19 protein-coding genes are annotated in these 24,214 nt (G+C 61.0%); 14 read left to right on the plus strand and 5 right to left on the minus strand.

The window, feature by feature from the left end:
- Nucleotides 1–31: 31 nt before the first annotated feature.
- Nucleotides 32–967, minus strand: coding sequence for a catechol 1,2-dioxygenase (catA, locus tag B0G75_RS32080; protein ID WP_106314019.1), 936 nt, complete (start codon nt 965–967; stop codon nt 32–34).
- A 174-nt stretch (nt 968–1,141) separates the two neighbouring features.
- Here catA and B0G75_RS32085 point away from each other — a divergent pair, with 174 nt between their 5' ends.
- The 3 genes from B0G75_RS32085 (at nt 1,142) to catC (ending at nt 3,693) form a co-directional block, all read left to right on the plus strand.
- A complete protein-coding gene (locus B0G75_RS32085; RefSeq protein ID WP_106314020.1) occupies nt 1,142–2,065 on the plus strand; it encodes a LysR family transcriptional regulator in 924 nt (307 codons plus the stop codon).
- 105 nt (nt 2,066–2,170) lie between these two features.
- Nucleotides 2,171–3,298: a muconate/chloromuconate family cycloisomerase gene (locus B0G75_RS32090; protein WP_106314021.1), complete on the plus strand. Its 1,128-nt coding sequence runs from the start codon at nt 2,171–2,173 to the stop codon at nt 3,296–3,298.
- A gap of 92 nt (nt 3,299–3,390) precedes the next feature.
- Nucleotides 3,391–3,693, plus strand: a complete 303-nt coding sequence (gene catC / locus B0G75_RS32095; RefSeq protein WP_106314022.1) for a muconolactone Delta-isomerase — start codon at nt 3,391–3,393, stop codon at nt 3,691–3,693.
- A 101-nt stretch (nt 3,694–3,794) separates the two neighbouring features.
- On the opposite strand, the gene B0G75_RS32100 is transcribed toward catC, so the two are convergent.
- Both B0G75_RS32100 and B0G75_RS32105 read right to left on the minus strand, forming a co-directional pair.
- A complete protein-coding gene (locus B0G75_RS32100) occupies nt 3,795–4,067 on the minus strand; it encodes a hypothetical protein (RefSeq protein ID WP_012432609.1) in 273 nt (90 codons plus the stop codon).
- A gap of 192 nt (nt 4,068–4,259) precedes the next feature.
- Nucleotides 4,260–5,720 carry an efflux transporter outer membrane subunit gene (locus B0G75_RS32105; RefSeq protein ID WP_106314023.1) on the minus strand — a complete coding sequence of 487 codons (1,461 nt, stop codon included), beginning with the start codon at nt 5,718–5,720 and terminating at the stop codon, nt 4,260–4,262.
- Between the two features lie 76 nt (nt 5,721–5,796).
- Here B0G75_RS32105 and B0G75_RS32110 point away from each other — a divergent pair, with 76 nt between their 5' ends.
- The 5 genes from B0G75_RS32110 to B0G75_RS32130 all read left to right on the plus strand — a co-directional run bounded on the left by B0G75_RS32110 (nt 5,797) and on the right by B0G75_RS32130 (nt 12,241).
- A complete protein-coding gene (locus tag B0G75_RS32110) occupies nt 5,797–6,420 on the plus strand; it encodes a TetR/AcrR family transcriptional regulator (protein ID WP_106314024.1) in 624 nt (207 codons plus the stop codon).
- Nucleotides 6,421–6,503: 83 nt separating this feature from the next.
- Nucleotides 6,504–7,619 (plus strand): efflux RND transporter periplasmic adaptor subunit, encoded by a 1,116-nt coding sequence (locus B0G75_RS32115; RefSeq protein WP_106314025.1) that lies wholly within the window; start codon nt 6,504–6,506, stop codon nt 7,617–7,619.
- Complete coding sequence (locus B0G75_RS32120; protein WP_106314026.1) at nt 7,616–10,753, plus strand: efflux RND transporter permease subunit; 3,138 nt, start codon at nt 7,616–7,618, stop codon at nt 10,751–10,753. Before B0G75_RS32115 ends, B0G75_RS32120 begins: the two co-directional genes overlap by 4 nt.
- Before the next feature lie 31 nt (nt 10,754–10,784).
- A complete protein-coding gene (locus B0G75_RS32125) occupies nt 10,785–11,591 on the plus strand; it encodes an oxidoreductase (RefSeq protein ID WP_106314027.1) in 807 nt (268 codons plus the stop codon).
- Nucleotides 11,592–11,767: 176 nt separating this feature from the next.
- Nucleotides 11,768–12,241, plus strand: coding sequence for a MarR family winged helix-turn-helix transcriptional regulator (locus B0G75_RS32130; protein WP_106314028.1), 474 nt, complete (start codon nt 11,768–11,770; stop codon nt 12,239–12,241).
- A gap of 28 nt (nt 12,242–12,269) precedes the next feature.
- Here the strand turns inward: B0G75_RS32130 and B0G75_RS32135 are convergent, their stop codons facing one another.
- Nucleotides 12,270–13,478, minus strand: a complete 1,209-nt coding sequence (locus B0G75_RS32135; protein ID WP_106314029.1) for an acetyl-CoA C-acyltransferase — start codon at nt 13,476–13,478, stop codon at nt 12,270–12,272.
- Nucleotides 13,479–13,630: 152 nt separating this feature from the next.
- Complete coding sequence (locus B0G75_RS32140; RefSeq protein ID WP_106314048.1) at nt 13,631–14,398, minus strand: 3-hydroxyacyl-CoA dehydrogenase; 768 nt, start codon at nt 14,396–14,398, stop codon at nt 13,631–13,633.
- A 367-nt stretch (nt 14,399–14,765) separates the two neighbouring features.
- On the opposite strand from B0G75_RS32140, the gene B0G75_RS32145 reads away from it, so the two are divergent.
- The 6 genes from B0G75_RS32145 to B0G75_RS32170 all read left to right on the plus strand — a co-directional run bounded on the left by B0G75_RS32145 (nt 14,766) and on the right by B0G75_RS32170 (nt 23,919).
- Nucleotides 14,766–15,782, plus strand: coding sequence for an AraC family transcriptional regulator (locus tag B0G75_RS32145; RefSeq protein ID WP_106314030.1), 1,017 nt, complete (start codon nt 14,766–14,768; stop codon nt 15,780–15,782).
- Nucleotides 15,783–16,199: 417 nt separating this feature from the next.
- Complete coding sequence (locus tag B0G75_RS32150) at nt 16,200–17,888, plus strand: tannase/feruloyl esterase family alpha/beta hydrolase (protein WP_106314031.1); 1,689 nt, start codon at nt 16,200–16,202, stop codon at nt 17,886–17,888.
- A gap of 631 nt (nt 17,889–18,519) precedes the next feature.
- Nucleotides 18,520–19,878 (plus strand): MFS transporter, encoded by a 1,359-nt coding sequence (locus B0G75_RS32155; protein WP_106314032.1) that lies wholly within the window; start codon nt 18,520–18,522, stop codon nt 19,876–19,878.
- A 122-nt stretch (nt 19,879–20,000) separates the two neighbouring features.
- Nucleotides 20,001–20,726, plus strand: a complete 726-nt coding sequence (locus B0G75_RS32160) for a nitroreductase (RefSeq protein WP_181309398.1) — start codon at nt 20,001–20,003, stop codon at nt 20,724–20,726.
- Nucleotides 20,727–20,740: 14 nt separating this feature from the next.
- Nucleotides 20,741–22,393: an AMP-binding protein gene (locus tag B0G75_RS32165; RefSeq protein WP_106314034.1), complete on the plus strand. Its 1,653-nt coding sequence runs from the start codon at nt 20,741–20,743 to the stop codon at nt 22,391–22,393.
- 689 nt (nt 22,394–23,082) lie between these two features.
- Nucleotides 23,083–23,919: an IclR family transcriptional regulator gene (locus B0G75_RS32170; RefSeq protein ID WP_106314035.1), complete on the plus strand. Its 837-nt coding sequence runs from the start codon at nt 23,083–23,085 to the stop codon at nt 23,917–23,919.
- The last annotated feature ends 295 nt before the right edge of the window (nt 23,920–24,214 follow it).

Consider the following 24,214-nt stretch of genomic DNA (forward strand, 5'->3'; position numbering starts at 1 on the left):
AGTGGTACGACGCAGCGGCCGCGTTCAGCGATCAGGCGCTGACAGACACACGCGGACGATGCACGAGCTGGTTATCCTTGCCTTGAATCAGCGGAGTCAACTCGACGTCGAACTGGATTTCCTTGTATGCATCGGTCTTCATTCCCAGCGCAGTGCCGCCGGTCTTTTCAACCACGTGGGGAATCAGATCCTCGCGCGTGGCGTAAGCGAAGTCGTCCCAGATCAACGGATCACCCTCGATGTTGATTTGCGTCGTCAGCTTGCGGGACTTGTCGGCGGTGACGAAGAAGTGCACGTGCGCCGGGCGGTTGCCATGGCGGCCGAGCACGTCCAGCAGTTGCTGGGTCGCGCCATGCGGTGGGCAACCGTAGCCTACCGGCATGAGCGTGCGGAACTCGTACTTGCCGTCGGAGCCGGTGCTGACCGCGCCGCGCAGGTTGAACTCGCTCTGCGCGCTGGTCGGGTCGAAATGCGAATAGAAGCCTTTCGAATTGGCGTGCCAGCATTCGACCAGCGCCCCCGCTACGGGCTTGCCATCCGGGCCGGTTACCGTGCCACGGATCACCAGTGGGCCGGCATCCTCGTCCGGATCGATATCGATTCTCGACACGCCTTCGCGCACCGGCGCACCGGCGACATACAGCGGACCTTCGATGGTACGCGGCGTGCCACCCGTAATTTCAGCCGCCTTGTCTTCCGCGTCCATGCGGATGTCGAGGTATTTCTCCAGACCGAGACCGGCAGCCAGCAGCGCAGCTTCGCCGTCCTGGCCGAGCTTGTTGAAGTAGTGGACGCCGGCCCAGATTTCGTCCGGCGTCATGTCGAGGTCGTCGATGGCCTTGAACAGGTCGCCGAGCAGGCGATTGACGATCTGCTTTGCGCGAGCACCGCCGTCCTGGCTGCCCACGTTGGCAGCAGCCTTCAACAGGTCTTGCACTTCCTGCGTATCGAACACTTTGACGCTCATGTCTGCTCCTGAATCTCTATTTTCCGATGGGGTAAACCCTTGGTTTAGCGCCCGTTCGAATATGCCTGAGAGGTATAATGGGTGCTGAAACAGAGTGTGAATGCAGAATAATGGACGCCGGAAAGCCTCGTCCAACACTGATTTAGTATCGGTCTATATCCACGAGGTATTGAAATGGAACTACGGCATCTTCGCTATTTCGTCGCCGTAGCCGAGGAACGCAATTTCACGCGCGCGGCCCAGCGGCTGAACATGGCGCAACCGCCTTTGAGCCGTCAGATCCAGCAGCTCGAAGAGATTCTCGAGGTGCAGCTATTCCAGCGTGATTCGCGTCCGTTGAAGCTCACCGAAACGGGCAAGTTTTTCTATGCTCACGCCGTCCAATTACTGGCTCAGACGTCCGAACTCGAATCCATGACGCGCCGCGTGGGCAACATCGAGCGCAGCCTCTCCGTCGGCTTCGTGGGCTCGACGTTGTATGGAATGCTGCCCAAAATCATCCGGCGCTTCCGCGACGAGAACACCACCGTCGAACTCAGCCTTCACGAGATGTCGACGATGGACCAGATTCGAGCACTCAAGGACGGGCAGATCGATGTCGGGTTCGGTCGCATTCGGCACGAGGACCCCAACATCCGCCGGGTGATTCTTCGCGAAGAGAAGATGATCGTTGCCTTTCCGGAGGGCCATCCACTCTCACTGGCCAAGCCGGTCCTCGCTCTCAGCGACCTGGTCAACGAAACGCTGATCATTTTCCCCAAGGCGCCGCGCCCCAGTTATGCAGACCAGGTGCTGTCGGCGTTCGAAGACCGCGGTCTCAAGCCTCGCCGGATCTATGAAGTACGGGAGTTGCAAATTGCGCTAGGCCTCGTGGCAGCGGGCGAAGGAATTTCTGTCGTTCCGAGTAGCGTGTACGGTCTTAAGCGAGACGATGTGAGCTACAAGGAACTGGACGACCCTACTCTGGTTTCGCCCATCATCATGAGCATGCGTGCGCTCGACGAGTCGCGCGACATTCGGGAAATGCTTGAACTCATCTATCGGCTGTACGCGGAGGAAAAAATAAGCTTTGCACCCCGTAACGATTCGGGGCAGTGATATCCGCCATACCCCGGAGGTATGGCACTAGACGTCGACGGTGTTGGACAGGCGGTCATTACACACGCAATACTTCAGCAACCCCTCCACTCCAACATTCCCGGTATGAACGTCCAAATCACCTCTGTCGAAGCGATTCTGGTTGATCTCCCAACCATCCGCGCGCATCAGCTTGCCATGGCGACGATGCAGCAACAAACCCTGGTGATCGTCCGTCTGCGCTCGAGCGACGGCATCGAGGGTCTTGGCGAAGCGACTACGATTGGCGGCTTGTCGTACGGGGAAGAGAGTCCCGAGGGCATCAAGCTGACCATCGACACCTATCTCGCACCGGCGATCGTTGGGTTGGACGCAACCAACATCAACGACGCAATGCTCAAGCTGAACAAGGTTGCCCGGGGGAACCGGTTTGCCAAGTGCGCAATCGAGACGGCTTTGCTGGATGCTCAGGGCAAGCGCCTGAGCGTTCCCGTTTCGACGCTTCTTGGCGGCGCTGTCCGCAAGACGCTTCCGGTCCTGTGGACGCTCGCAAGCGGCGATACCCAACGCGACATCGATGAAGCGGAAACGCTGCTCGCCGAACGTCGCCACAATACGTTCAAGCTGAAGATCGGCAGGCGAAGCGTTCGTGATGATGTAGAGCACGTGTCGAAGATTAAAGCCGCACTCGGCGAGCGTGCCAAAGTCACCGTCGACGTCAATCAGGCGTGGAACGAGGCTGACGCGGCGCCAGGAATCGAAGCGCTCGAAGCCGCCGGCATCGACCTCATCGAGCAGCCTACTCCACGAGAGCAGCGCGGAGCACTCGCGAGACTGGCGTCTCGTTTCATCGTACCCATCATGGCCGACGAAGCAGTAACAGGCCCGGAGGACGCCCTCGAACTTGTGCGCGGCGCCTGTGCGGACGTGTTTGCGCTGAAGATCGCGAAGTCCGGCGGAATCTACGGAATGATGCGTACGGCCGCCATTGCGGATGCAGCCGGCGTGACCCTGTATGGCGGCACGATGCTCGAGGGCAGCATCGGGTCGATTGCATCGGCACACGGATTCAGCGCTCTGCCGCAACTTGCCTGGGGAACCGAACTGTTCGGACCGCTCCTGTTGAAGGACGACATCGTCACTGCGCGCCCGCAGTATCGGGACTTCGATCTTCATCTGCCAGAAGGGCCCGGTCTGGGCTTGCATATCGATGAAGAGAAGCTTGCTTTCTATCGACGCGACAAAAATAGCTGAGCGCAGAGTCAGTCCAGCACCGGGCACGACAACCCATTCCAATTAGTGCGCCGGCGAACCTGAGAGACCCCTACTTTTCGAATGAGAAACACATGCTATATCTCGTAAGAATGGATGTACACCTGCCACACGATATGCCCGTGGCCCACGCTGACGAAATCAAGGCGCGAGAAAAAGCGTACTCACAGGAGCTTCAGCGCCAGGGCAAGTGGCAGCAACTCCATCGCGTTGTCGGCGAGTATGCGAACTACAGCGTTTTCGATGTCGATTCGCACGACGAACTGCACACCATCCTTGCAGGCCTGCCGCTGTTTCCGTATATGACGATGAAGGTGACCGCGCTCGCGCGCCACCCGTCGTCTATTGAACGGCATTACGCCGGCGTCGAAAAGTAAAAGCGGGTAATGGCAAGCGTCACAAAGCGCACCATTTGAGGCAGGCGCGCCACGAGGGCCCACGCCATCAAAAACGGGAAACGAACCGATGTCTTTCGCGGTTAGTCCCCAAACGGGTTACCGGTGTCTTTCACTTCGGTATTAAGGTTGTATTCCGCACGCACGGCCTTGAGCACGCCTTCGATGTCGCGCTCGAAACCGACCGCGTTGCCGAAGTGGGTCATGTTCCAGTTGCAGCCTGTCTTGTCAGGTTCTTGCAACTGCGGCCGCGGCACACGAATCTTCACACCATCCTCGACGATTTCTTGCAGCCGATGAATTCGCCGGTTGACTTCCTGCTGAAGCTGCGAGGCATTGAGCGTCTTGCGTATCATCCGACTCTCCTTCCAGTTGTTCGAGCGAGTCTAGCGCAGGTGAGGCATTCCGTGACCTCTGGCGATGAAAGGCAAAGTGCCTGAGAGTGAGCACGATGCGCTGGTTCGTTCGGTTGCGTCGGGAGTCAGAGCGATTGGGACTTTGCTGTCCGGCTGCATTCAGCGGCGGGCGCTTCATCCAGCGTACGGCCGCTATCGACCGGCGACCGCTTCGGGCACGCCAGGTTGCCAGCCGCCACCTAGTGCCTTGAACGCGGCGACCGCCGCGCGCGCCGATTCGGTTTGCGCCTGCACGCGCGCGTCCGACGCGCGCAGCAGGTTATCGTCGGCCTGCAACACCTCGATCAGGCTGACGACACCTTTCTGGTAGGCCGCGAACGAGGCGGCTCGCGCCCGGCCGAGCGAGTTCACACCCTGCGCGAGCACGGCGGCCTGCTCGTCGCGCTTCACGAGTGCCGAGAAGGAATTCTCGACGTCCTCCGTTGCGTGCAATGCGGCAAGCCGGTACGCGGCGAGCATCTCGGCCTGCTGGCCTTTGGCCTCGTTGATCTGCGCATTGATGCGGCCGAAATCGAACAGACGCCAGCGCAGGCCCAGCACGCCGGCGCCCTGACTGGCGCCGCTACTGAACAGGTTGCCGCTGGCCACCGAGGTGGCGCTCCCAATCAGTCCACTGAGCGACAGCTTGGGGTAATACTCAGCGACTGCCACGCCGATACGCGCGTTCGATGCAGCAAGGCGACGCTCGGCCACGATCAGATCGGGCCTACGCCTGAGCAACTCGCCTGGCGATCCGGTGTCTGCGATTCGCGGGGCCGCCGGGATATCGCCGCCCTCGAGGAGTTCCGCCCGATGCGTGCCGGGCTGTGCGCCCAGCATTACGTCCAGCGCGTTCATGGCCGCATCGAGACCGGCCTCCAGCACCGGGATGGATGCCTTCACCTGGGCCAGCGCGCCTTCAGCCTGGCTCACCTGAAGATTGGCCGCCAACCCTTTGCCGTACAAAAGGTTGATGGTCGAGAGCAGATCCTGCTGCGTCTGCAACTGCTTGCGCGCGACCTGCAGACGAGCCTGCAATCCGCGAACGGTGATGTAGATGTCGGCGGTCTGCGCTGTCACAGCCAGGCGCGTGGCCACCTCGCCGGCCTCAGAAGCCTGATAGTCTGCAAGTGCCGCTTCCCGCCCGCGACGCAGGCCACCAAACACATCCAGTTCCCAGCTCGCGCTGAAATTGGCCTCATAGTCGTTGCCGTAGCGATCGAAACCGGGCGTTGAATTCAGGACACGTCCCAGCGGAGTTTCAACCGACTGGTAGACCCGGGCCGCCTGGCCGCTGACATTGCCGGAAGGCAGCAGCGCGGCATTCGCTGCGCCGAGTCCCGCGCGCGCCTGCGCGACACGCGCGGCGGCCTGCGCGAGGTCCAGGTTCTGCTCCAACGCGAGCGTAACGAATCGTGCCAGTTGCGGATCGCCGAAACCCGTCCACCACGTGATCAAGTCTGCACTCTCCGCCGCCTGGCGGTGATCTACCGCGGCCTGCCCCAGGAAATGGTCCGGCATGGCTACGTCGGGACGGCTATAGTCGGGGCCTACAGCGCAGCCCGCCGAGAGGCTGGCAGCAATGACCGCGGCAAGGAGGTGTTTGGGTAGCATGAGCGTCTTTGCGAGATTCTAACCGTGACTATAATACCAAATAGTCACTCGTTGTCCATTTCTGTATGCTTTGTCCATGAAGAAAAACCTTCCCATGCCCTCCGCCGCTCCCGCGCGCGGCCCGGCTGATCACGAAGTGCGGGACCAGATCGTTGCCGCCGCCACCGACCACTTCAGCCGGTATGGCTACGAGAAAACGACCGTCTCCGACCTTGCCAAGGCAATCGGATTTTCAAAGGCCTACATCTACAAGTTCTTCGAATCCAAGCAGGCCATTGGCGAGATGATCTGCGCCAACTGTCTGCAAGAGATCGAAAGCGAGGTCAGGACAGCCGTCGCAGAGACCGATCTGCCGCCGGAGAAGCTGCGACGGATGTTCAAGGTCTTTACCGAAGCCAGCCTCAAGCTGTTTTTCCGCGACCGCAAGCTGTACGACATCGCAGCATCGGCCGCGACGGAAAACTGGCAGGCCGTGCAAGCCTATGAAGCACGTGTTCAGAAGCTACTGCAGGAAGTACTGCAGGAAGGCCGGCAAAGCGGAGACTTCGAACGCAAGACGCCGCTGGACGAAACCGCGATGGCGATCTATCTGGTGTTGCGCCCTTACCTCAACCCACTGCTTCTGCAATACAACCGGGACACAACCGATGTCGCGCCCGCGCAGCTGTCCAGCCTCGTACTCCGAAGTCTGTCGCCCTGACGCGAACACATTTAGTGACGCTTGACTGAAATAGTCACTAGAACCATAATGCAAGCCGTCATCACTTCACCGATGGGACTTTCATGTTCTCGCGTCGCCTCGCCACCTCCGCACTCGCCTGTGCGCTGCCGCTTGCGCTAGCGGCCTGCGGCGAAAAAGCACCGTCTGATCCGCGCACCGAGGTGCCGCTGGTGCGCACGGCCATCGTTCAGCGCGCCGCCCCCGCAGCCCGTTCGTTTACGGGGACCGTCGCGGCACGCGTGCAAAGCGACCTTGGTTTCCGCGTTTCCGGCAAGGTGCTGGAACGGCTTGTCGATGCCGGCCAGACCGTCAAACGCGGCCAGCTGCTGATGCGCCTCGACCCCATCGATCTCAAGCTGGCCGCGCAGGCCCGGCAGGAGGCGGTCACGGCTGCGCGGGCGCGGGCGCAGCAGACCGCGCAGGATGAGGAGCGGTATCGCGACCTGCGCGGCACGGGTGCGATTTCGGCTTCGGCCTACGACCAGGCCAAGGCGGCCGCCGATGCAGCCAGGGCGCAGCTCAGCGCGGCCGAGGCTGACGCCGGCGTGGCGCGCAATGCGACGGGCTACGCCGAGCTGGTGGCGGACGGCGATGGCGTCGTGATGGAAACACTGGCCGAACCGGGCCAAGTCGTCAGCGCCGGACAGCCCGTGGTGCGCCTGGCCCATGCAGGACGCCGCGAGGCTGTGATCCAGCTTCCGGAAACCCTGCGCCCGGTCATCGGTTCGATCGCCCAGGCCGCCCTGTTCGGCGACAGCGGCGCCAGCATGCCAGCCGCGCTGCGCCAGCTCTCGGATACGGCAGATCCCCGTACCCGCACCTTCGAAGCGCGTTATGTGTTGCAGGGTGCGCTGGCCGACGCGCCGCTAGGCGCAACCGTCACGATCGAGATACCGGACGCACGCGTGGCACTCCAGGACGGCATGCAGGTGCCGATCGGCGCGGTGCTCGACGCGGGCAAAGGGGCCGGCGTGTGGGTTGTCAACGGCGAGCCGGCCAGGGTTGCATGGCAGCCGGTGAAAGTCCTTCACCTGGGCGACGACAGCGCGCGCGTGTCCGGTACGTTGAAACAGGGCGACCGCATCGTCGCGCTCGGTGCCCAGTTGCTGCGCGAAGGCGAGCAGGTCCGCGTGTCCGGCCAGGCCGTCGCGATGGCGAACGAAGGAGCACGTCCGTGAGCGAAGGCCGATTCAATCTGTCGGCGCTCGCCGTGCGCGAGCGTTCCATCACCCTGTTCCTGATCTGCCTGATCTCGCTGGCCGGGCTCCTGTCGTTCTTCAAGCTGGGCCGCGCCGAAGACCCGGCGTTCACAATCAAGGTGATGACCATCATCACTGTATGGCCAGGGGCCACCGCGCAGGAGATGCACGATCAGGTCGCCGAGAAAATCGAAAAGCGCATGCAGGAGCTGCGCTGGTACGACCGGAGCGAGACATACACACGGCCCGGCCTGGCCTTCACAACGCTGACGTTGCTCGACAGCACACCACCGTCGGAAGTGCAGGAGGAGTTCTACCAGGCCCGAAAGAAAATCGGCGACGAGGCAGCCAACCTTCCGGCCGGCGTGATCGGGCCGATGGTCAACGACGAATATGCTGACGTCACGTTTGCGCTCTTCGCACTGAAGGCAAGGGGCGAACCGCAACGTCTGCTCGTGCGCGATGCGGAGTCGCTGCGCCAGCGGTTGCTTCACGTGCCAGGGGTGAAGAAGGTCAATATCATCGGCGAACAGGCCGAGCGCATCTACGTCCAGTTCTCGCATGACCGGCTGGCAACGCTCGGTGTGAGCCCGCAGGACGTGTTCGCCGCGCTCAATGGCCAGAACGTCCTGACGCCAGCCGGCTCCGTGGAGACCAAAGGTCCGGAAGTGTTGATTCGCCTGGACGGCGCCTTTGACAAGCTGCAGAAGATCCGCGATACGCCGGTCGTCGTGCAGGGCCGCACACTGAAGCTGTCGGACATCGCCACTGTCGAGCGCGGTTATGAAGATCCGGCGACATTCATGATCCGCAACAATGGCGAACCGGCCTTGCTGCTCGGCATCGTGATGCGCGACGGCTGGAACGGGCTCGATCTCGGCAAGGCGCTGGACAGCGAGGTCGGCGCGATCAACTCCGGGCTGCCGCTGGGCATGAGTCTGACCAAGGTCACGGATCAGGCCGTCAACATTCATTCGGCGGTCGACGAGTTCATGCTCAAATTTTTCGTCGCCCTGCTTGTGGTCATGCTCGTTAGCTTTGTGAGCATGGGCTGGCGCGCGGGCCTGGTGGTTGCCGCCGCCGTGCCGTTGACGCTGGCCGTCGTGTTCGTGGTGATGGCCGCGACCGGCAAGAACTTCGACCGCATCACGCTGGGATCCCTGATCCTGGCGCTGGGCCTGCTGGTGGACGATGCGATCATCGCCATTGAAATGATGGTGGTGAAAATGGAGGAAGGCTACAGCCGTGTGGCCGCCTCTGCCTATGCCTGGAGCCACACTGCCGCCCCCATGCTCTCCGGTACGCTGGTGACGGCCGTCGGCTTCATGCCCAACGGCTTCGCGAGGTCCACCGCAGGCGAATACACCAGCAACATGTTCTGGATCGTCGGCATCGCACTGATCGCATCCTGGGTCGTCGCCGTGGTCTTCACGCCCTACCTCGGCGTGAAGATGCTGCCCGACTTCAAGAAGGTCGAAGGGGGACACGACGCAATCTACGACACGCCGCGCTACAACCGTTTCCGTCAATTGCTCACGCGCGTCATCGCGCGCAAATGGCTGGTTGCCGGTTCGGTCGTTGGCCTCTTCGCCCTGGCCATCCTGGGTATGGGCGTGGTCAAGAAGCAGTTCTTCCCGATCTCCGACCGTCCCGAAGTGCTGGTCGAAGTGCAGATGCCCTATGGCACGTCGATTTCACAAACCAGTGCCGCTACCGAAAAGGTGGAGGCATGGCTGGCTAAACAGAAGGAAGCCAGGATCGTCACCGCGTACGTCGGGCAAGGTGCACCGCGCTTTTTCCTGGCCATGGGACCGGAACTGCCCGATCCGTCGTTCGCGAAGGTCGTGATCCGCACGGATAGTCAGGAGGAACGCGATGCATTGAAGGCGCGACTGCGGCGAGCCATCGCCGACGGTCTTGCTCCCGAAGCGCGCGTGCGCGTCACGCAACTCGTGTTCGGGCCATATTCGCCGTTCCCGGTCGCCTATCGCGTCACCGGTCCGGACCCGGACAAGCTGCGTGGATTCGCGGCTGAAGTTCAGCAGGTGATGGAAGCGAGTCCGATGATGCGCACGGTCAACACCGACTGGGGCACGCGCTCGCCGACACTGCACTTCGCCTTGCAGCAGGATCGTTTGCAGGCGGTGGGACTGACGTCGAGCGCCGTCGCGCAACAGTTGCAGTTCCTGCTCACCGGCGTGCCTGTGACCGCCGTGCGCGACGATATCCGAAGCGTGCAGGTGGTCGCGCGTTCGGCCGGCGATGTGCGTCTCGACCCTGCCCGGCTCGGCGACTTCACGCTGGCCGGCGCCAACGGGCAGCGCATTCCACTGTCGCAGGTGGGCAAGGTCGACGTGCGCATGGAGGAGCCGATCATGCGCTGGCGCGACCGCGTGCCGACCATCACTGTACGCGGCGACATTGCCGACAACCTGCAGCCACCGGACGTCTCGACGGCGATCACCCGGCAGCTTCAGCCGGTCATCGCGAAACTGCCCAGCGGTTATAGCATCGAGCAGGCGGGCTCCATCGAGGAATCGGCCAAGGCGACGACCGCCATGTTGCCGCTGTTCCCGATCATGCTGGCGATCACGCTGGTCATCCTCATTCTCCAGGTTCGCTCAATTTCCGCGATGGTGATGGTGTTCCTGACGAGTCCGCTCGGTCTCATCGGTGTCGTTCCGACATTGATCCTGTTCCGGCAGCCTTTTGGTATCAATGCGTTGGTCGGTCTCATCGCGCTCTCGGGCATCCTGATGCGCAACACGCTGATCCTGATCGGGCAGATTCACCAGAATGAACATGCCGGACTGGATCCGTTCAATGCGGTCGTCGAAGCCACTGTGCAGCGCGCGCGCCCGGTGATCCTCACGGCCATGGCGGCGATCCTGGCCTTCATCCCGCTGACGCATTCGGTGTTCTGGGGAACGCTCGCTTACACGCTGATCGGCGGCACGTTCGCCGGGACGATCCTCACGCTGATGTTCCTCCCGGCCATGTACACAATCTGGTTCAGGATCCGCCCCGGCAGCCCCGCAAGTTCGCACGAGAGCCGGCACCCGCAGTCATCGCATGCAGAACCGATGACGCAGGAAGCGCTCGACGCGCGTTGAAATTTCATTCATTCACCAAACGGAGCTGTTCATGTCGAATTCCACGGTTGTCGTTGTGACCGGCGTGTCATCGGGTATCGGACGCGCCGCCGCCGAGAAGTTCGCGAGCCGAGGTTGCCGCGTGTTTGGCACGGTGCGCAGCATCGCAAAAGCGGCGCCTATCTCCGGAGTCGGGCTCGTCGAGGTGGATGTTCGCGACGATGCTTCGGTCCAGGCCGGAATCCAGTCCGTCATCGAACGCACCGGGCGAATCGACGTACTCGTCAATAATGCGGGAACGAGCCTGATCGGTGCCGTGGAGGAAACGTCGACTGCCGAGGCATTGTCGCTGTTCGATACCAACGTCTTCAGCATTCTGCGCACGACGCAGACAGTACTTCCCCATATGCGGGCACAACGCGGCGGAAGGATCATCAATGTCAGTTCCGTGCTCGGGTTCCTGCCCGCCCCCTACATGGGACTCTATTCCGCGTCCAAGCATGCCGTCGAAGGGCTGACCGAGACCCTGGACCATGAGGTGCGCCAGTTCGGTATCCGGGTAACGTTGGTCGAACCATCCTTTACCAGGACCAATCTGGACATCAACGCCCCTGTGGCAAGCTTGAAAATCGCCGACTATGAGCGCGAGCGGGTGCTTGCATCGAGCGCAGTCGTCAACAGTGTCAAAGGCGCCCCCGCGCCCGACGGCGTAGCGAAGACAATAGTTGAAGCGGCGCTCGGCACCTGGCGTATGCGTCGCACACCGGCCGGCGAAGCGTCCCTGTTGCGCAAATTGCGGCGCTTCATGCCCTCCGGCCCCGTCGATGCGAGCTTGAGGAGAACATTCGGGCTTGCGTGAAGTGCTCTGCCTGCCGCAAGGCGGCCTGTGCATCACGTTCGCGAGCCCGCCCCGCACCGACGAGTGATTAGTTTCAGGCGTTCACGGTCATGACAACTCCGGCGCCTTGCAACGATCCGCGCGCGGCAGCACGGAACTCTTTGCACCCCAGTCCATACGCATCCGGAACCGCAGATATGGAAAGTCAGAAGTGCGAGTCGTCGATGCCCGCAATCGGAGAGATCTCCGCTCTCGCGCTCAACCACTATTTCGCGCAGCGCGCAATGCGTGCTTTCTGGGCTCATTTCGACGAAGCACTCCAGGACGCCGAGATTAACGCATCCCAGTTTTGTATGCTCGCCTTGCTGAATCACCGAGGGCCGCTGGTTTTCGGCGATATGGCAGCGGAACTGGCAATGGACCGATCGAATCTGTCGGCCAATCTTGCACCGTTGTTCCGCCGCAAACTTATCTCGTCAGTCACTCAAAAAGGAGATCGACGTAAACGTCAGCTCGTCATGACGACCGAGGGACAAAAAGCTGCCGTTTCCGCAACGATCCCCTGGTTGCGGGCCTATCAGAACACGTTTGAGTTTGTGAGGCTAATTGATCTGAATTCGATGCGCGATCTATTCTTCACTCTTCGAAAATTCAATCAGGAATGCAATTGACCTGGATCTCGAGCGCCGATCATGTCGCTCAGACGATCTCAATTGCCAGCGCCGTGGCCTCGCCACCACCGATGCACAGACTCGCGACGCCTCGCGTCTCGCCTCGCTGGCGCAGTGCGCTCAGCAGCGTCACGATAAGGCGCGCGCCCGTTGCGCCGATCGGATGACCGAGCGCGCAAGCACCTCCATGCACGTTCACGCGCTCGTGCGGAAGCGACAACTCGCGCATGGCCGCCATCACAACCACGGCAAATGCCTCGTTGATTTCCCACAGGTCGACATCGGCCGCCCGCCACCCCACCTTTGTTAGCAACTTCTGAATCGCACCCACGGGCGCAGTGGTGAACCAGGCCGGCTCCTGAGACTGCGTCGCGTGCCCACGGATAACGGCCAACGGCGTTAAACCACGCTCGTTCGCGGTGGACTGGCGCATCAGCAGCACGGCCGCTGCACCATCGGCGATCGAGGCCGAACTCGCCGCCGTGACCGTGCCGTCCTTCCCAAAGGCGGGTTTGAGGCTGGGGATCCTGGCGAGATCTGCCTTCGCTGGCGCTTCGTCCTCGTCAATCAGTTTCTCGCCGCCGCGGCCCGGCACGGCAACTGGCGTAATCTCCCACCGCAACAGGCCGTCACGCTGCGCCTGTTGTGCGCGCAGCGTGGAGGTGGAAGCAAAGGCGTCTTGCGCCTCGCGCGTGAAACCGAAGTGGCGCGCGCAGTCCTCGGCGAAAGTGCCCATAAGACGGCCGCGGGAGGCGAGGCTGTAGTGATCCTCAAGACCGTCGAAGAACATGTGGTCCAGCACCTGGCCGTGTCCCAGGCGCTGGCCCGAGCGGGCCTTGGGCAACAGGTAGGGCGCGTTGCTCATGGATTCCATGCCGCCGGCCACGATCACTTGCTGACTCCCACTCAACAGCAGATCGTGCGCCAGCATCGTTGCCTTCATGCCCGAGCCGCAGACCTTATTGATCGTGGTGCACCCCGCCGAGAGCGGCAAACCGGCGCTTAGCGCAGCCTGGCGTGCGGGCGCCTGCCCCAGGCCCGCCGGCAGCACGCAGCCCATGAGTATCTCGTCCACCCACTCTGGCTGCAGCCCTGCGCGATCGAATGCGGCACGGATGGCGCTGGCGCCGAGTTGCGGCGCCGTCAGCGACGCGAAGTCGCCCTGGAAGCCGCCTAGCGCCGTGCGTGCGGCACCGACGATAACGACGGGATCATTCGAGGTCGAAGAGGCAAGCATACGAGTCTCCATTCGCCGCTCCGCGGCGGCGTTGCAAGGGGTTTGGAAAGTTTTGCAGTTCACGGGTCATCTGAGCCCTTCCGGGTTCGGCGACTCGACGAACTAAAGCGAGGCAGTAGCCGGAACAATGACGTGCGCTCAAGGCGCCGAGTTCACCTTGCCGCCATACGGATGGCGCCATCAAGGCGGATCACCTCGCCGTTCAGATAGGTGTTCTCGAGAATGTGCAGCACAAGGCCCGCGAATTCTTCTGGCCGACCAAGGCGCGCGGGAAAGGGGACCATCTTCCCAAGAGCGTCTTGCACCTCGGTGGGCATGCCTTTGAGCATCGGCGTCTCCATGATTCCGGGCGCGACCGCAAGCACGCGAATACCATTGCGGGCCAATTCCCGCGCGATAGGCAGCGTCATCGCCACGACACCGCCTTTGGAGGCCGCATAGCCTGCTTGCCCAATCTGGCCATCGAACGCGGCGACTGAAGCAGTATTGATGATCACCCCTCGCTCGCCATCGGTCTCGGGCGTGTTTCTGGCCATGCAGGCTGCGGCCAGCCGTACCATGTTGAAAGTGCCGATCAGGTTGACCTGAACAGTGCGCGCGAAACTCTCTAGCCGGTGCGGGCCTTCGCGTCCAAGCACTTTCTCGGCGGGGGCAACGCCCGCGCAATTGATCAGCCCATGAAACGCGCCGACGGTGTCGCAAAACGCGTTCAACGCACGCTCGGCGCTCGTTGCGTCGGATATGTCGGCCTTGGCGAAGTGGGCATTGCGGCCGAGTTCCGCCGCCAGCGCAGTGCCGGCGTCCTGGTCCAGGTCTACAAGCAGCACCGAGGCGCCCCGCTCCACCAGACGGCGCGCCGTGGCGGCGCCCAGCCCTGAGCCGCCACCCGTGATGACGAATCCTTTGTGTTGAATCTGCACCGCTGTCTCCCCAAAGTAAGTATCCGGACGCGCAACGGCCAGGCTCGTGCTTCGCCGGAAGCACTGGATTCCGAAGCCATGGATGCCACTTGCATGGCTCATGTGATATGGCCGCCATGCTGTATGACCTTGTCCAACAGTGCCACACTCGCGACGACGAACTGAGCGGCCATGGTAAGCGGCAGGCGAGCGTACGCACATGCCCATAGACCTCTTCATGCGTGTGCCCGTCGGACATATTGAGCGGGGCATGGATCGCCCGCCGGCGTTCTTCGGCCGATGACCGCCCGCGTTCAGTCGCATAGCAGGTTTGACTTGCGCCCGACAGCGATTAACATCACCACACTTTCTGTGGGTACGCCTGACTATGAATGACACTCAAGACAAGGGCACAACCTCTATCAGCCTGGTACGCGAGGCAATCCTCGCGGCGACACAACGGAATCTCGATGTGTCGGCCGTCCTCCAGCACGCTGGAATCGCGGCGGAATTGTTGAATGCGCCGAGAGCCCGTGTACCGGCGTTGGCCTTTTCGCGTCTATGGGCGGCTCTGGCTGACTTGATGGACGACGAGTTCTTTGGCCTCGACAGCCACGCGCTGCGCCGGGGTAGCTACGCTCTGATGTGTCACGCGGTGCTGCATGCGGACAATCTGGAACACGCGCTGCGTCGCATGCTGAAGTTCCTGCGAGCGGTTCTCGACGACATTCACGGGGAGTTGCGCTGCGAAGGCGATCATGCGGTGATCATCCTGCATGACGATGGGCGGACACGCCGGCTCTTTGCCTACGGGACGTGGTTCATCCTCGTGCATGGTCTTGCATGCTGGCTCGCACGCAGACGGATCCCACTGATCGAGATGCGGTTTCGCGCCTCCCCACCAATCGATGACAGCGACTACCGCATGCGCTTCTGCGAGGATGTGACGTTCTCAGCAGAGGAGACCCTGATCCGCTTCGATCGCAGTTTCCTCGGCCTCAAGCTGTCCGGCACAGAAGCGAGCCTGCGTGTGTTCCTGGAAAATGCGCCAGCCAATATCCTGGTCAAGTATCGCAATGAATCGAGCACTACGGCCCATGTCAGGCGCCGACTAAGAAACCAGGCCCCCGACGACTGGCCGGACCTCGACGCGCTATCGCGATTACTGAATCTATCCGCGGCCACGTTGCAACGCCGCCTGCTAGCCGAAGGCACGAACTACCGGCAACTGAAAGACGAATTGCGCCGTGACATCGCAATCGAGTTGTTTTCCAGCAGTTCTCTCACAGTCGCCGAAGTCGCTGCGCGGACTGGCTTTCAGGAAACCAGTGCTTTTCACAGGGCTTTCAGGAAGTGGACCGGGGCCAGCCCGGGAATGTACCGCCACGGCAAGGCCAACTCTTAACGTTAGAACTCGTACCGTTGTCATAGCGGAATTCGAGCGTTCCGACTTGCTTGTACGTCTGAGTTGTCCAAACGGTTCGATCCTCGTTTCCGAACGCGCGTTGGCACAACGAAAGCCCAACGTGTCCACAGACCTCATGCAAACTGAAGTCGGCGGACATGGATTGGCGTGCCAGCCAGGCTGACACTACAGTCGCGTCCGGCAAATCAGAACAAGCCTCGCACCGGTTGCGCAGAGTATTCATAGCTGGCTCCGCAAGAGCCCCGCACTTGATCGCCACCGCAAAATAAGTGAAGCGTCATCGCTTATTGGGGCAGCAGTTTTCTCGCCACCACGTCACCGAATCAGCGGTGGCAAATAACAATTGCCCTCGATGAGCAGCACATTGCGGTAGCAAAAAAATATATGGAGACGAGAATGAGAACCCGGTTCAGAATTCGCCGAAGCCCGGCTATTGTGAGTGTTCTATTCGCAGCATTAGCCGTTACCGTATCTGGCTGCGGCGGCAATGACGCCGCACCGGCAAACGTCGCGGCCGTGACGCCAGCCGCGAAGTGCAGTGCGTTGGCTGGTATGACCGTTCCTGCCACCTCTATTGGGTTGCCGACAACCGGTGCCACTATCGTGTCCGCGACGCTCGTTGCCGATACCGATTCTGGTAACAGCAATGGCGAGTATTGCAAAGTGCTCGGAACTATTCACCCGGTCGATTTCAATGCGCCCGATATTCGGGCGGAGGTGGACCTTCCGACTAACTTCAACGGAAAAGTTGTTCACTTTGGTGGCGGGGGATTTGACGGCACCATAGCCAATACCGAGGGCTCACCCGCTGACGGGTTCTTACTCGGGGCAGAGCCCGCGGGGGTCAGTACGCCGTTGCGCAGGGGTTACGTAACGGTGGGAAGCGACAGCGGGCATGAGGGTAACGCCCTGGACGGTTCGTTTGCGGCAAACGATGAGGCACTCGCCAACTACGCAGGCGACCACATCAAGAAGACTCATGATTTCGCAGCCTACATTGCAAAGGCGCGATATGGCTCGGACTTCGTGCACAGTTATTTTATTGGTGGTTCGAGCGGTGGACGACAGGGTTTGATTGCGGCACAACGGTTCCCGCAAGACTATGACGGTATCATTTCGACCTTTCCCGCGTCGGGAATAACAGGACTATGGCTCCAGATGGGCAGGATCTCGCGCGCTCTGCTGGCACCTGGAGGCTACATCACGCCTGCGAAAGGCAAGGCCGTTATCGCAGCCGTCATGAAGCAATGCGATGCTCTGGATGGCGTCGCCGACGGCATGATCAGTAACCCTGCAGCATGCGCGTTCGATCCAGCAGTGATTCGCTGCGCCGGCGGAGGCGACACCGGTGATAGTTGCTTGTCAGACGCGCAAATCAATACGCTAACCACCGCTGGCACACCGCTTAACCTTAGTTTCAATCTGGCAAACGGCATACAGACATTCCCAGCGTATAACGCGTTCACCGGCGCGGACTTTTGGTCCACTAGTTTGGCCTGGGGCACCTCAGCCGCAGATGCAACAGTGGAGCCCGGGGTGATCGGCAAGAGCGCGTTTTATTACACGTTTCCAAATGACATGCTCCGGTTTGCGGTCGCTCGCGACGCTGCATCAAGCATTCTGAATTTTAATCCCGCCAACCCGGGATCATTAACCTCGCGCGTCCAGGCGGTAAGCGCACTCATGGACAGCACCAGCACTGATTTGAGTCAATTCCAGAGCCGCGGCGGCAAGATCATTCTCCAGCACGGACAATCGGACCAGTTCATTCCGGCGCAATTGTCGATTGATTTCTATAACCGGCTGGTATCCCGATTCGGGCAGGGGCCACTTAGCCAATTTCTGAAGTTCTACCTAGTTCCGGGCGCGGCCCACGGCTCCGGCGGACAATTCAATGGTTCATATGACGGTCTGACGGAATTGGACAACTGGGTGACGAAAGGAATGGAGCCCAAAAATCTGACTATCACGGATTTGGCTCCGCCAACAGCGGGCCGTACCAGGCCCATGTGCGAATACCCACAGTGGCCCAAATACATCGGTGGCGACCAGAATCTGGCGGCGAGCTTCATGTGCTCGAATTAGTCAGGTTCGCCGTGCTCGCAATCGGCTGTGCCGGGCGGTTGCGTTCCGCGCGGAGTTTTCAGCGCTGACGCAACCGGGTGGGCACGTTCCAGCCCGATGCAAATCACCAGCCCTTCAACGACCTGCAACGGCATCCGGCTTACGGCCACACTGAGCGGGCTCACCGCATTTCGTTGCACAGGAACCTTGCGTCGATTCGTTGCTCGCGGAGCCTGCGTTATATAGCGCGGCTCGACTATCGCGCCGAGCTTATCCGCGCCGTCCGTCTTTGCGCCCGTACTCAGACGGGTAGACGAATGGCCACTGCCATGCGGACAGTCGCAACGGGGTCATGGTTTGTCCGGGGGACTGCCGCAATCCGTCCTCACGAGAACCGATTTCTCCAACTGGAAATCAATGCCCTCGCCTAACGGAGATTTGGCGCTACCGCCGGTGGCGTAACGCCGCAAACCTGGGTGTTCGGTGACCTCATGCATGTTGAAGTTCACGGACATGGACTGCCAATCACGTCCGCCTGACACTGGTGGCAGCACGACAGCGGCGGTCGATTGGGGCGCGATAGAGGCGCCCCATCGATGGTGCCCACAGCTCGCGCGGATTTCACGCACGAGATTAAAACCAAGGAGACGACATGAACCAGATAGACGTGTATTCACTCGCCGGCCGGGCCAGATTCAATAGCTTTCATACCCTTGTCCTGTTCTGGTGTGTCTTGATGTTGATACTCGATGGCTACGATCTTGCCGTCGTCGGCGCGGCGCTGCCATCGATCATGAAAGACATGCACATCGGCGCGACCAGCGCGGGCATCATGGCCGGCTCGACACTTGTCGGGGTCATGCTCGGGGCCATTTTCCTTGGCACGCTGGCGGACCGTTTCGGACGACCAACGATGATGTGCGTTTGCGTGGCCCTTTTCAGTCTTTTCACGGCGGCCGCCGGGTTGACGAGCGATCCGATCAGTTTCAGCGTGACGCGCTTTGTCGCCGGCCTGGGCATCGGCGGAGTCTTGCCGATTGTCACCGCGCAAATGGCGGAGTTTTCGCCCAATGCGTTGCGTACCCGATTGGTCACGCTCGTGTTCGCAGGCTATTCGATTGGCGGGATTCTGGTGGCGCTGACTGCAAAGCAGCTTATCGACAGCTACGGCTGGCAATCGGTCTTTTTTGCCGCGGGCCTGCCCGTGCTGTTGATCCCATTCATCATCAAAACCATGCCCCATTCAATGATTTTCCTGCTCAGAAGCGGCCGGCACGACGAACTGCGCACAGTCATGAAGCGGCTGGTGCCCGACTATCCGTCGAGCGGTCGAGAGCAGTTTGCAGGAGCTTCGTCGGACAAAGCCAGCGACGCTTCGGTGCGACGACTCTTCCAGGATGGCCGCGGCTTCAGTACCACGATGATATGGGTCGCGTTCATGACGGGCCTCTTCATGGTCTACGCGCTCAGTTCGTGGTTGACCAAGCTGATGGCCATGGCTGGGTATAGCCTGGGTTCAGCTTTGAACTTCGTGATCGTCTTCAACGTCGGCGCGATCGCCGGTGCGATCTTCGGCGGTTGGCTCAGCGACAAAGTCAACATCAAGCGGGTGCTGATTGCGTTCTACATCGTCGGGGCGGTTGCGCTGTCGCTGATGGGCTACACGAAGTCGACCGTAGCGTTGTTTGCCGTCGTATTCGTTGTCGGCGCATCGACGCTCGGTACGCAATTGCTCGCCTACGCCTATGCGGGTGACTTCTATCCTCATGCGATCCGGTCTACGGGTGTTGGCTTTGCTTCCGGCGTGGGCCGGATCGGCGCGATCGTGGCTCCGGTGCTCATTGGTTGGCTCGTCTCCCTGAAGCTGCCGCTGGAACAAAATTTCATGGCAATCGGCCTGGCTGGCCTCATCGGCGCGGCGGCGGTGACGCTGATCAACCAGACACGTGCCGATTCGCATCGCTCAAGCAGCGTGCCTGTTGTCGCGGTTCAGGGCGGCGCGGGGCGCTGACATTTCCGCCATATGCAGCTTCGTGGCCGAGATTCTTGCCAACCACGCGGCGCGTATGGGCGTTACCCTCAACAAACGCTACATGATTCATGTGCAGCGCAACTTTCAATCCCGGCATCGAAATGGACCGTCTATCTCCTCTTCCCTTGAACTCGTTTGCCGACGTGAACCGAGCCGTCGATTGGGCGCTCGTCACGCGGCGCAGCGTCCGTGCTTTCCTGCCCACGCCGGTTCCTCGCGAGCAGATCGAGTCCATCCTCGACGTGGCTCGCTTCAGCGCAACCGGCGTCAACATCCAGCCCTGGCATGTGCATGTCGTGACAGGCGCAATGAAGTCCCGCCTGTCTGCCGCCATCAACGAGATCAATGACGATCCCGTCCGCAGCTCCGACCTGGACGAGCCCTATGACTACTACCCGCGCGAATGGATCGCACCATATGTGGACCGCCGGCGTGAGGTTGGTTGGAACCTGTATGGCCTGCTGGGCATCGAGAAGGGTGACAAGGAGCGGATGCACGTCCAGCACGGTCGCAACTACAACTTCTTCGATGCACCCGTGGGCCTGTTTTTCACGGTTGACCGGATCATGCGTGAAGGAAGTCTGCTGGACACGGGCATGTTCCTGCAAAGCGTCATGATCGCCGCCCGCGCGCGGGGCCTCGACACGTGTCCGCAGGCGGCTTTCAACAAGTTCCACCGTGTCATCGCCAACGAACTGTCCATTCCCGAGAACCACATGTTGGTGTGCGGAATGAGTCTGGGTTATGCGGATCCCAACTGCATCGAGAACACTCTGGTCACAGAGCGCAGTGCGGTCGGCGATTTCACTACTTTCTACCAAGAATGAATGGAGACAAAGTCATGAGTGCAACGGCCTATTCTCGAGGACTTGAGAAGAACGCGGCGAACCACGTTCCATTGACGCCCTTGACCTTCCTTGATCGAACCGCCGACGTCTATCCGAATCGAACCGCGATCATTCATGGCGACTTCCGGCAGACATGGGCGAAGACGCGCGAGCGTTGCTATCGCTTCGCGTCGGCGCTCGTTCAGTTGGGCATCGAACCGGGAGACACGGTGTCGATCATTGCGCCGAACACCCCGGCCATGCTTGAGGCCCACTTCGGCGTGCCGCTCTCGGGGGCGGTTCTCAATGCCATCAATTGCCGACTCGATGCTGACGGTGTCGCCTTCATTCTGCGCCACGGCGAATGCAAGCTCCTGCTCGTAGACCGCGAATTTGCACCGCTCGTCGAGAAAGCATTGCAGTCAGTTCCCAATCCGCCGCGCGTGATCGACATCAACGATCACGAAGCGCCCGATGGCCCCGCCATCGGGGAAACTGATTATGAGTCGCTGCTGGCGAGCGGTGATCCGGCATTTGCGGGCCGCCGCCCGCTCGACGAGTGGACGCCCATTGCATTGAACTACACGTCCGGGACGACCGGGGATCCGAAGGGCGTCGTTCCGAGCCACCGCGGCACGTATCTGATGAGCCTGCTGCAGATGACGAACTGGCCGCTCCCGCGTGCACCGGTTTACCTGTGGACGCTTCCCATGTTCCACGCGAACGGCTGGTGCTTCACATGGGCGATTACTGCCGCGGCGGGAACGCACGTCTGTTTGCGCAAGGTGAATGCCGCGAATATTCTCTCCGCCATCGCCGAGCACGGTGTCGATCATTTTTGTGCGGCGCCGATCGTGCTCTCAGGCATTGCGAGCATGCCTCAATCGGAACGGCAGCCGCTGCCGCGCCGCGTGCGAGTCCTTACCGCCGGCTCACCGGCGCCGGCAGCGGTTCTGGAGGCTGTCGACGCAATGGGTTTCGACGTCGACCACGTCTTTGGCATTACCGAGATCTGCGGCACGCCCATCAGCTGTGCCTGGCACGACGAGTGGGATACGTTGTCGCCGGAGCATCAAGGGCGACTCAAAGCGCGACAAGGTGTACGCGCGGCGGCGTTCGAGAAAATGTCGGTCGCCGATCTCGCGACGCTTGAGCCGGTGGCCGCCGATAGCAAGTCTTGCGGCGAGGTTCTGGTCCAGGGCAATACGGTAATGATGGGATACTTCAAGAACCCCGAAGCAACGGCAAAAGCTTTCGGCGGCGGTTGGTTTCATACCGGAGATCTTGCAGTCGTTCATCCAGACGGCTACATCCAGATCACCGACCGCTCCAAGGACGTCATCATCTCGGGTGGAGAGAACATTTCGTCCGTGGAGGTCGAGGAGGTGATTTATCGCATGTCGGGCGTGCTCAACGCGGCCGTGGTCGCTCAGCCGGATGACAAATGGGGCGAGACGCCTTGTGCATTCATCGAACTGAAGCCGGATGCCTCCGACATAACGGAGCAGGATGTCATCCTGTTCTGCCGCGAGCGACTGGCGCATTTCAAATGCCCGCGCCGTGTGATTTTCGGCGAATTGCCCAAGACTGCTACAGGCAAGATCCAGAAGTTTCGTCTGCGAGAGCAAGCGGGCAGCCAGGTGGCGATCACGAGGTTGGCGGGATAGCGCTGTTGGTCCGCTTAGCGCCCCATGCGCTGTCTCGCCGGATGATGTCGTTGTGTCGATCGTTTGAGAACGACAATACGGACTGGTCCTTTGGACACGGCCGCGCACAGTTCATCATCAGGGGACTGATATAGCTTCGGCAGTTCGGCGACGTTCTATCAGAGGCGACTAGCCATATTCAGCGCCACGGCCAGATACAGAAACCTTTCGCCAGTCGGTACATAGGCCGCGTCGGCGACCCGCAGCCGCGGGCAAAAAAAAGGCGTCACGTTGCCGTGACGCCTTAAAAAGTTCTAGCCATTCCGAGGGCCGTGCTAGAACCTGAGAGACGGTATTCGAAAGTTTGGCCTGCGATGCGCGCCTGTACAGAACGCGACATGGACTGTTACGGCGGACTATGAGAAGACACTCGACACAGACATTCGTGCGGGCCACGGCAGGTTCGAAACTTCAAAATGCGGAACCTGAAACCGTCTTTCGAAATGAGATTCCATTTTTTATGGTTATGCTGACTAAGTCAAGCAAAATCTAAAGAAGCTTCATTCGTCGCGGAAAAATATTCCGATACAATGAATCTTCTGATGAAAAATCACTCCGATGCCCCATTTTGGGACCGCGACCGGCGCTTGAGAGACGGTCGTCGGCAGGGCTGCGAAGAAAGAAATTGAAATAAAGTTCCAAAAAAACACATGAACCGACCCACGCCCTCCCGAACCGCGGCAGACCCGGCCAGAGACAAAGACGGCTCCGGCGACGAAGTGACCGCCCTCGCGCGCGGCCTGACCGTGCTGCGCTCGGTCGCCGCCGCCGACGCGCCGCTCAGCAACCGCGAACTGACCGAGCTGACCGGCATTCCCAAACCCACCGTGTCGCGAATCACCGCCACGCTGGTCAGCGCGGGCTTCCTGTTTCGCCTGCCCGATAGCGAGCGGTTCGTGCTGACCTCGTCGGTGCTGGAGTTGAGCAACGGCTTTCTGCGCAACTTCGACATCCGCGCTCGCGCCCGGCCGTTCCTGATCGAACTGGCCGAACGCACGGCGTTGTCCGTCCATCTGGCCGTGCGCGACCGCCTCGACATGGTGGTGATCGACGCGATCCGGCCGCGTTCGGCGGTGCTGGTGTCGCGCCTCGAAATCGGCTCGCGCATGAATCTGAGCCGCACCGCCATCGGCCGCGCCTATCTGGCCGCGCTCGAAGAGCCGGAGCGGGAAAAACTGCTGATCGGCTTGCAGGCGGCTGAAGGCGACGACTGGGGCCACGTTGGCAGCCGGCTCGACAGCGCATTACAGGAAACCATCGAGCGCGGCTTCGCGATCGCCACGGGCGAATGGTACGACGGACTGAACGCAATCGCACTCGGTTTCACAGGACCGTCGGGCGAACGCTACGCGGTCAATTGCGGCGGCTCAGCCGACCAGTGCCCGCGCGACTGGCTGATCTCGCGCGCCGCGCCAGCGCTGCTCGAGTGCGTCGCCAGAATCGTGCTGGAGATCGGCGGCACGCCGGGGCGCCGCCTCGATACCTGAACCGGACGCAAGTTCGCCGGCGAGCGGCGAAGGTTTTGCAAGCAATCCTGTAACCTTCGTAATCAAAAGAAAAATACGCGGGTGGACTGTTACAGAGCCCGCGACGTAGGATCATGCCTTCCTGTCGCGGGACGCGCGCGCCCGGCTTGCCGTTTCTCCTTCAATAACGCTCAGGCCGCCTGTTTCGATGCCGCATTGCGTTAACATCTCTGTCCCGCGCCTTGGGTAGGATCGCGCTGAACGAGCGCGGTGTACCCGTTGTCGAAACCGCCTGTCATGCCATTCGCGTACCGGC

The sequence above is a fragment of the Paraburkholderia sp. BL18I3N2 genome (assembly GCF_003001875.1).
Lineage (GTDB): Bacteria > Pseudomonadota > Gammaproteobacteria > Burkholderiales > Burkholderiaceae > Paraburkholderia > Paraburkholderia phytofirmans.

Coding starts and splice junctions, on each gene's coding strand:
- B0G75_RS32160 (WP_181309398.1), top strand. CDS start 20,001: ATGGACCGTCTATCTCCTCTTCCCTTGAACTCGTTTGCCGACGTGAAC.
- B0G75_RS32085 (WP_106314020.1), top strand. CDS start 1,142: ATGGAACTACGGCATCTTCGCTATTTCGTCGCCGTAGCCGAGGAACGC.
- B0G75_RS32145 (WP_106314030.1), top strand. CDS start 14,766: ATGAATGACACTCAAGACAAGGGCACAACCTCTATCAGCCTGGTACGC.
- B0G75_RS32170 (WP_106314035.1), top strand. CDS start 23,083: ATGAACCGACCCACGCCCTCCCGAACCGCGGCAGACCCGGCCAGAGAC.
- B0G75_RS32165 (WP_106314034.1), top strand. CDS start 20,741: ATGAGTGCAACGGCCTATTCTCGAGGACTTGAGAAGAACGCGGCGAAC.
- B0G75_RS32125 (WP_106314027.1), top strand. CDS start 10,785: ATGTCGAATTCCACGGTTGTCGTTGTGACCGGCGTGTCATCGGGTATC.
- B0G75_RS32155 (WP_106314032.1), top strand. CDS start 18,520: ATGAACCAGATAGACGTGTATTCACTCGCCGGCCGGGCCAGATTCAAT.
- B0G75_RS32105 (WP_106314023.1), bottom strand. CDS start 5,720: ATGCTACCCAAACACCTCCTTGCCGCGGTCATTGCTGCCAGCCTCTCG.
- catC (WP_106314022.1), top strand. CDS start 3,391: ATGCTATATCTCGTAAGAATGGATGTACACCTGCCACACGATATGCCC.
- B0G75_RS32115 (WP_106314025.1), top strand. CDS start 6,504: ATGTTCTCGCGTCGCCTCGCCACCTCCGCACTCGCCTGTGCGCTGCCG.
- B0G75_RS32090 (WP_106314021.1), top strand. CDS start 2,171: ATGAACGTCCAAATCACCTCTGTCGAAGCGATTCTGGTTGATCTCCCA.
- catA (WP_106314019.1), bottom strand. CDS start 967: ATGAGCGTCAAAGTGTTCGATACGCAGGAAGTGCAAGACCTGTTGAAG.
- B0G75_RS32135 (WP_106314029.1), bottom strand. CDS start 13,478: ATGCTTGCCTCTTCGACCTCGAATGATCCCGTCGTTATCGTCGGTGCC.
- B0G75_RS32130 (WP_106314028.1), top strand. CDS start 11,768: ATGGAAAGTCAGAAGTGCGAGTCGTCGATGCCCGCAATCGGAGAGATC.
- B0G75_RS32100 (WP_012432609.1), bottom strand. CDS start 4,067: ATGATACGCAAGACGCTCAATGCCTCGCAGCTTCAGCAGGAAGTCAAC.
- B0G75_RS32110 (WP_106314024.1), top strand. CDS start 5,797: ATGAAGAAAAACCTTCCCATGCCCTCCGCCGCTCCCGCGCGCGGCCCG.
- B0G75_RS32150 (WP_106314031.1), top strand. CDS start 16,200: ATGAGAACCCGGTTCAGAATTCGCCGAAGCCCGGCTATTGTGAGTGTT.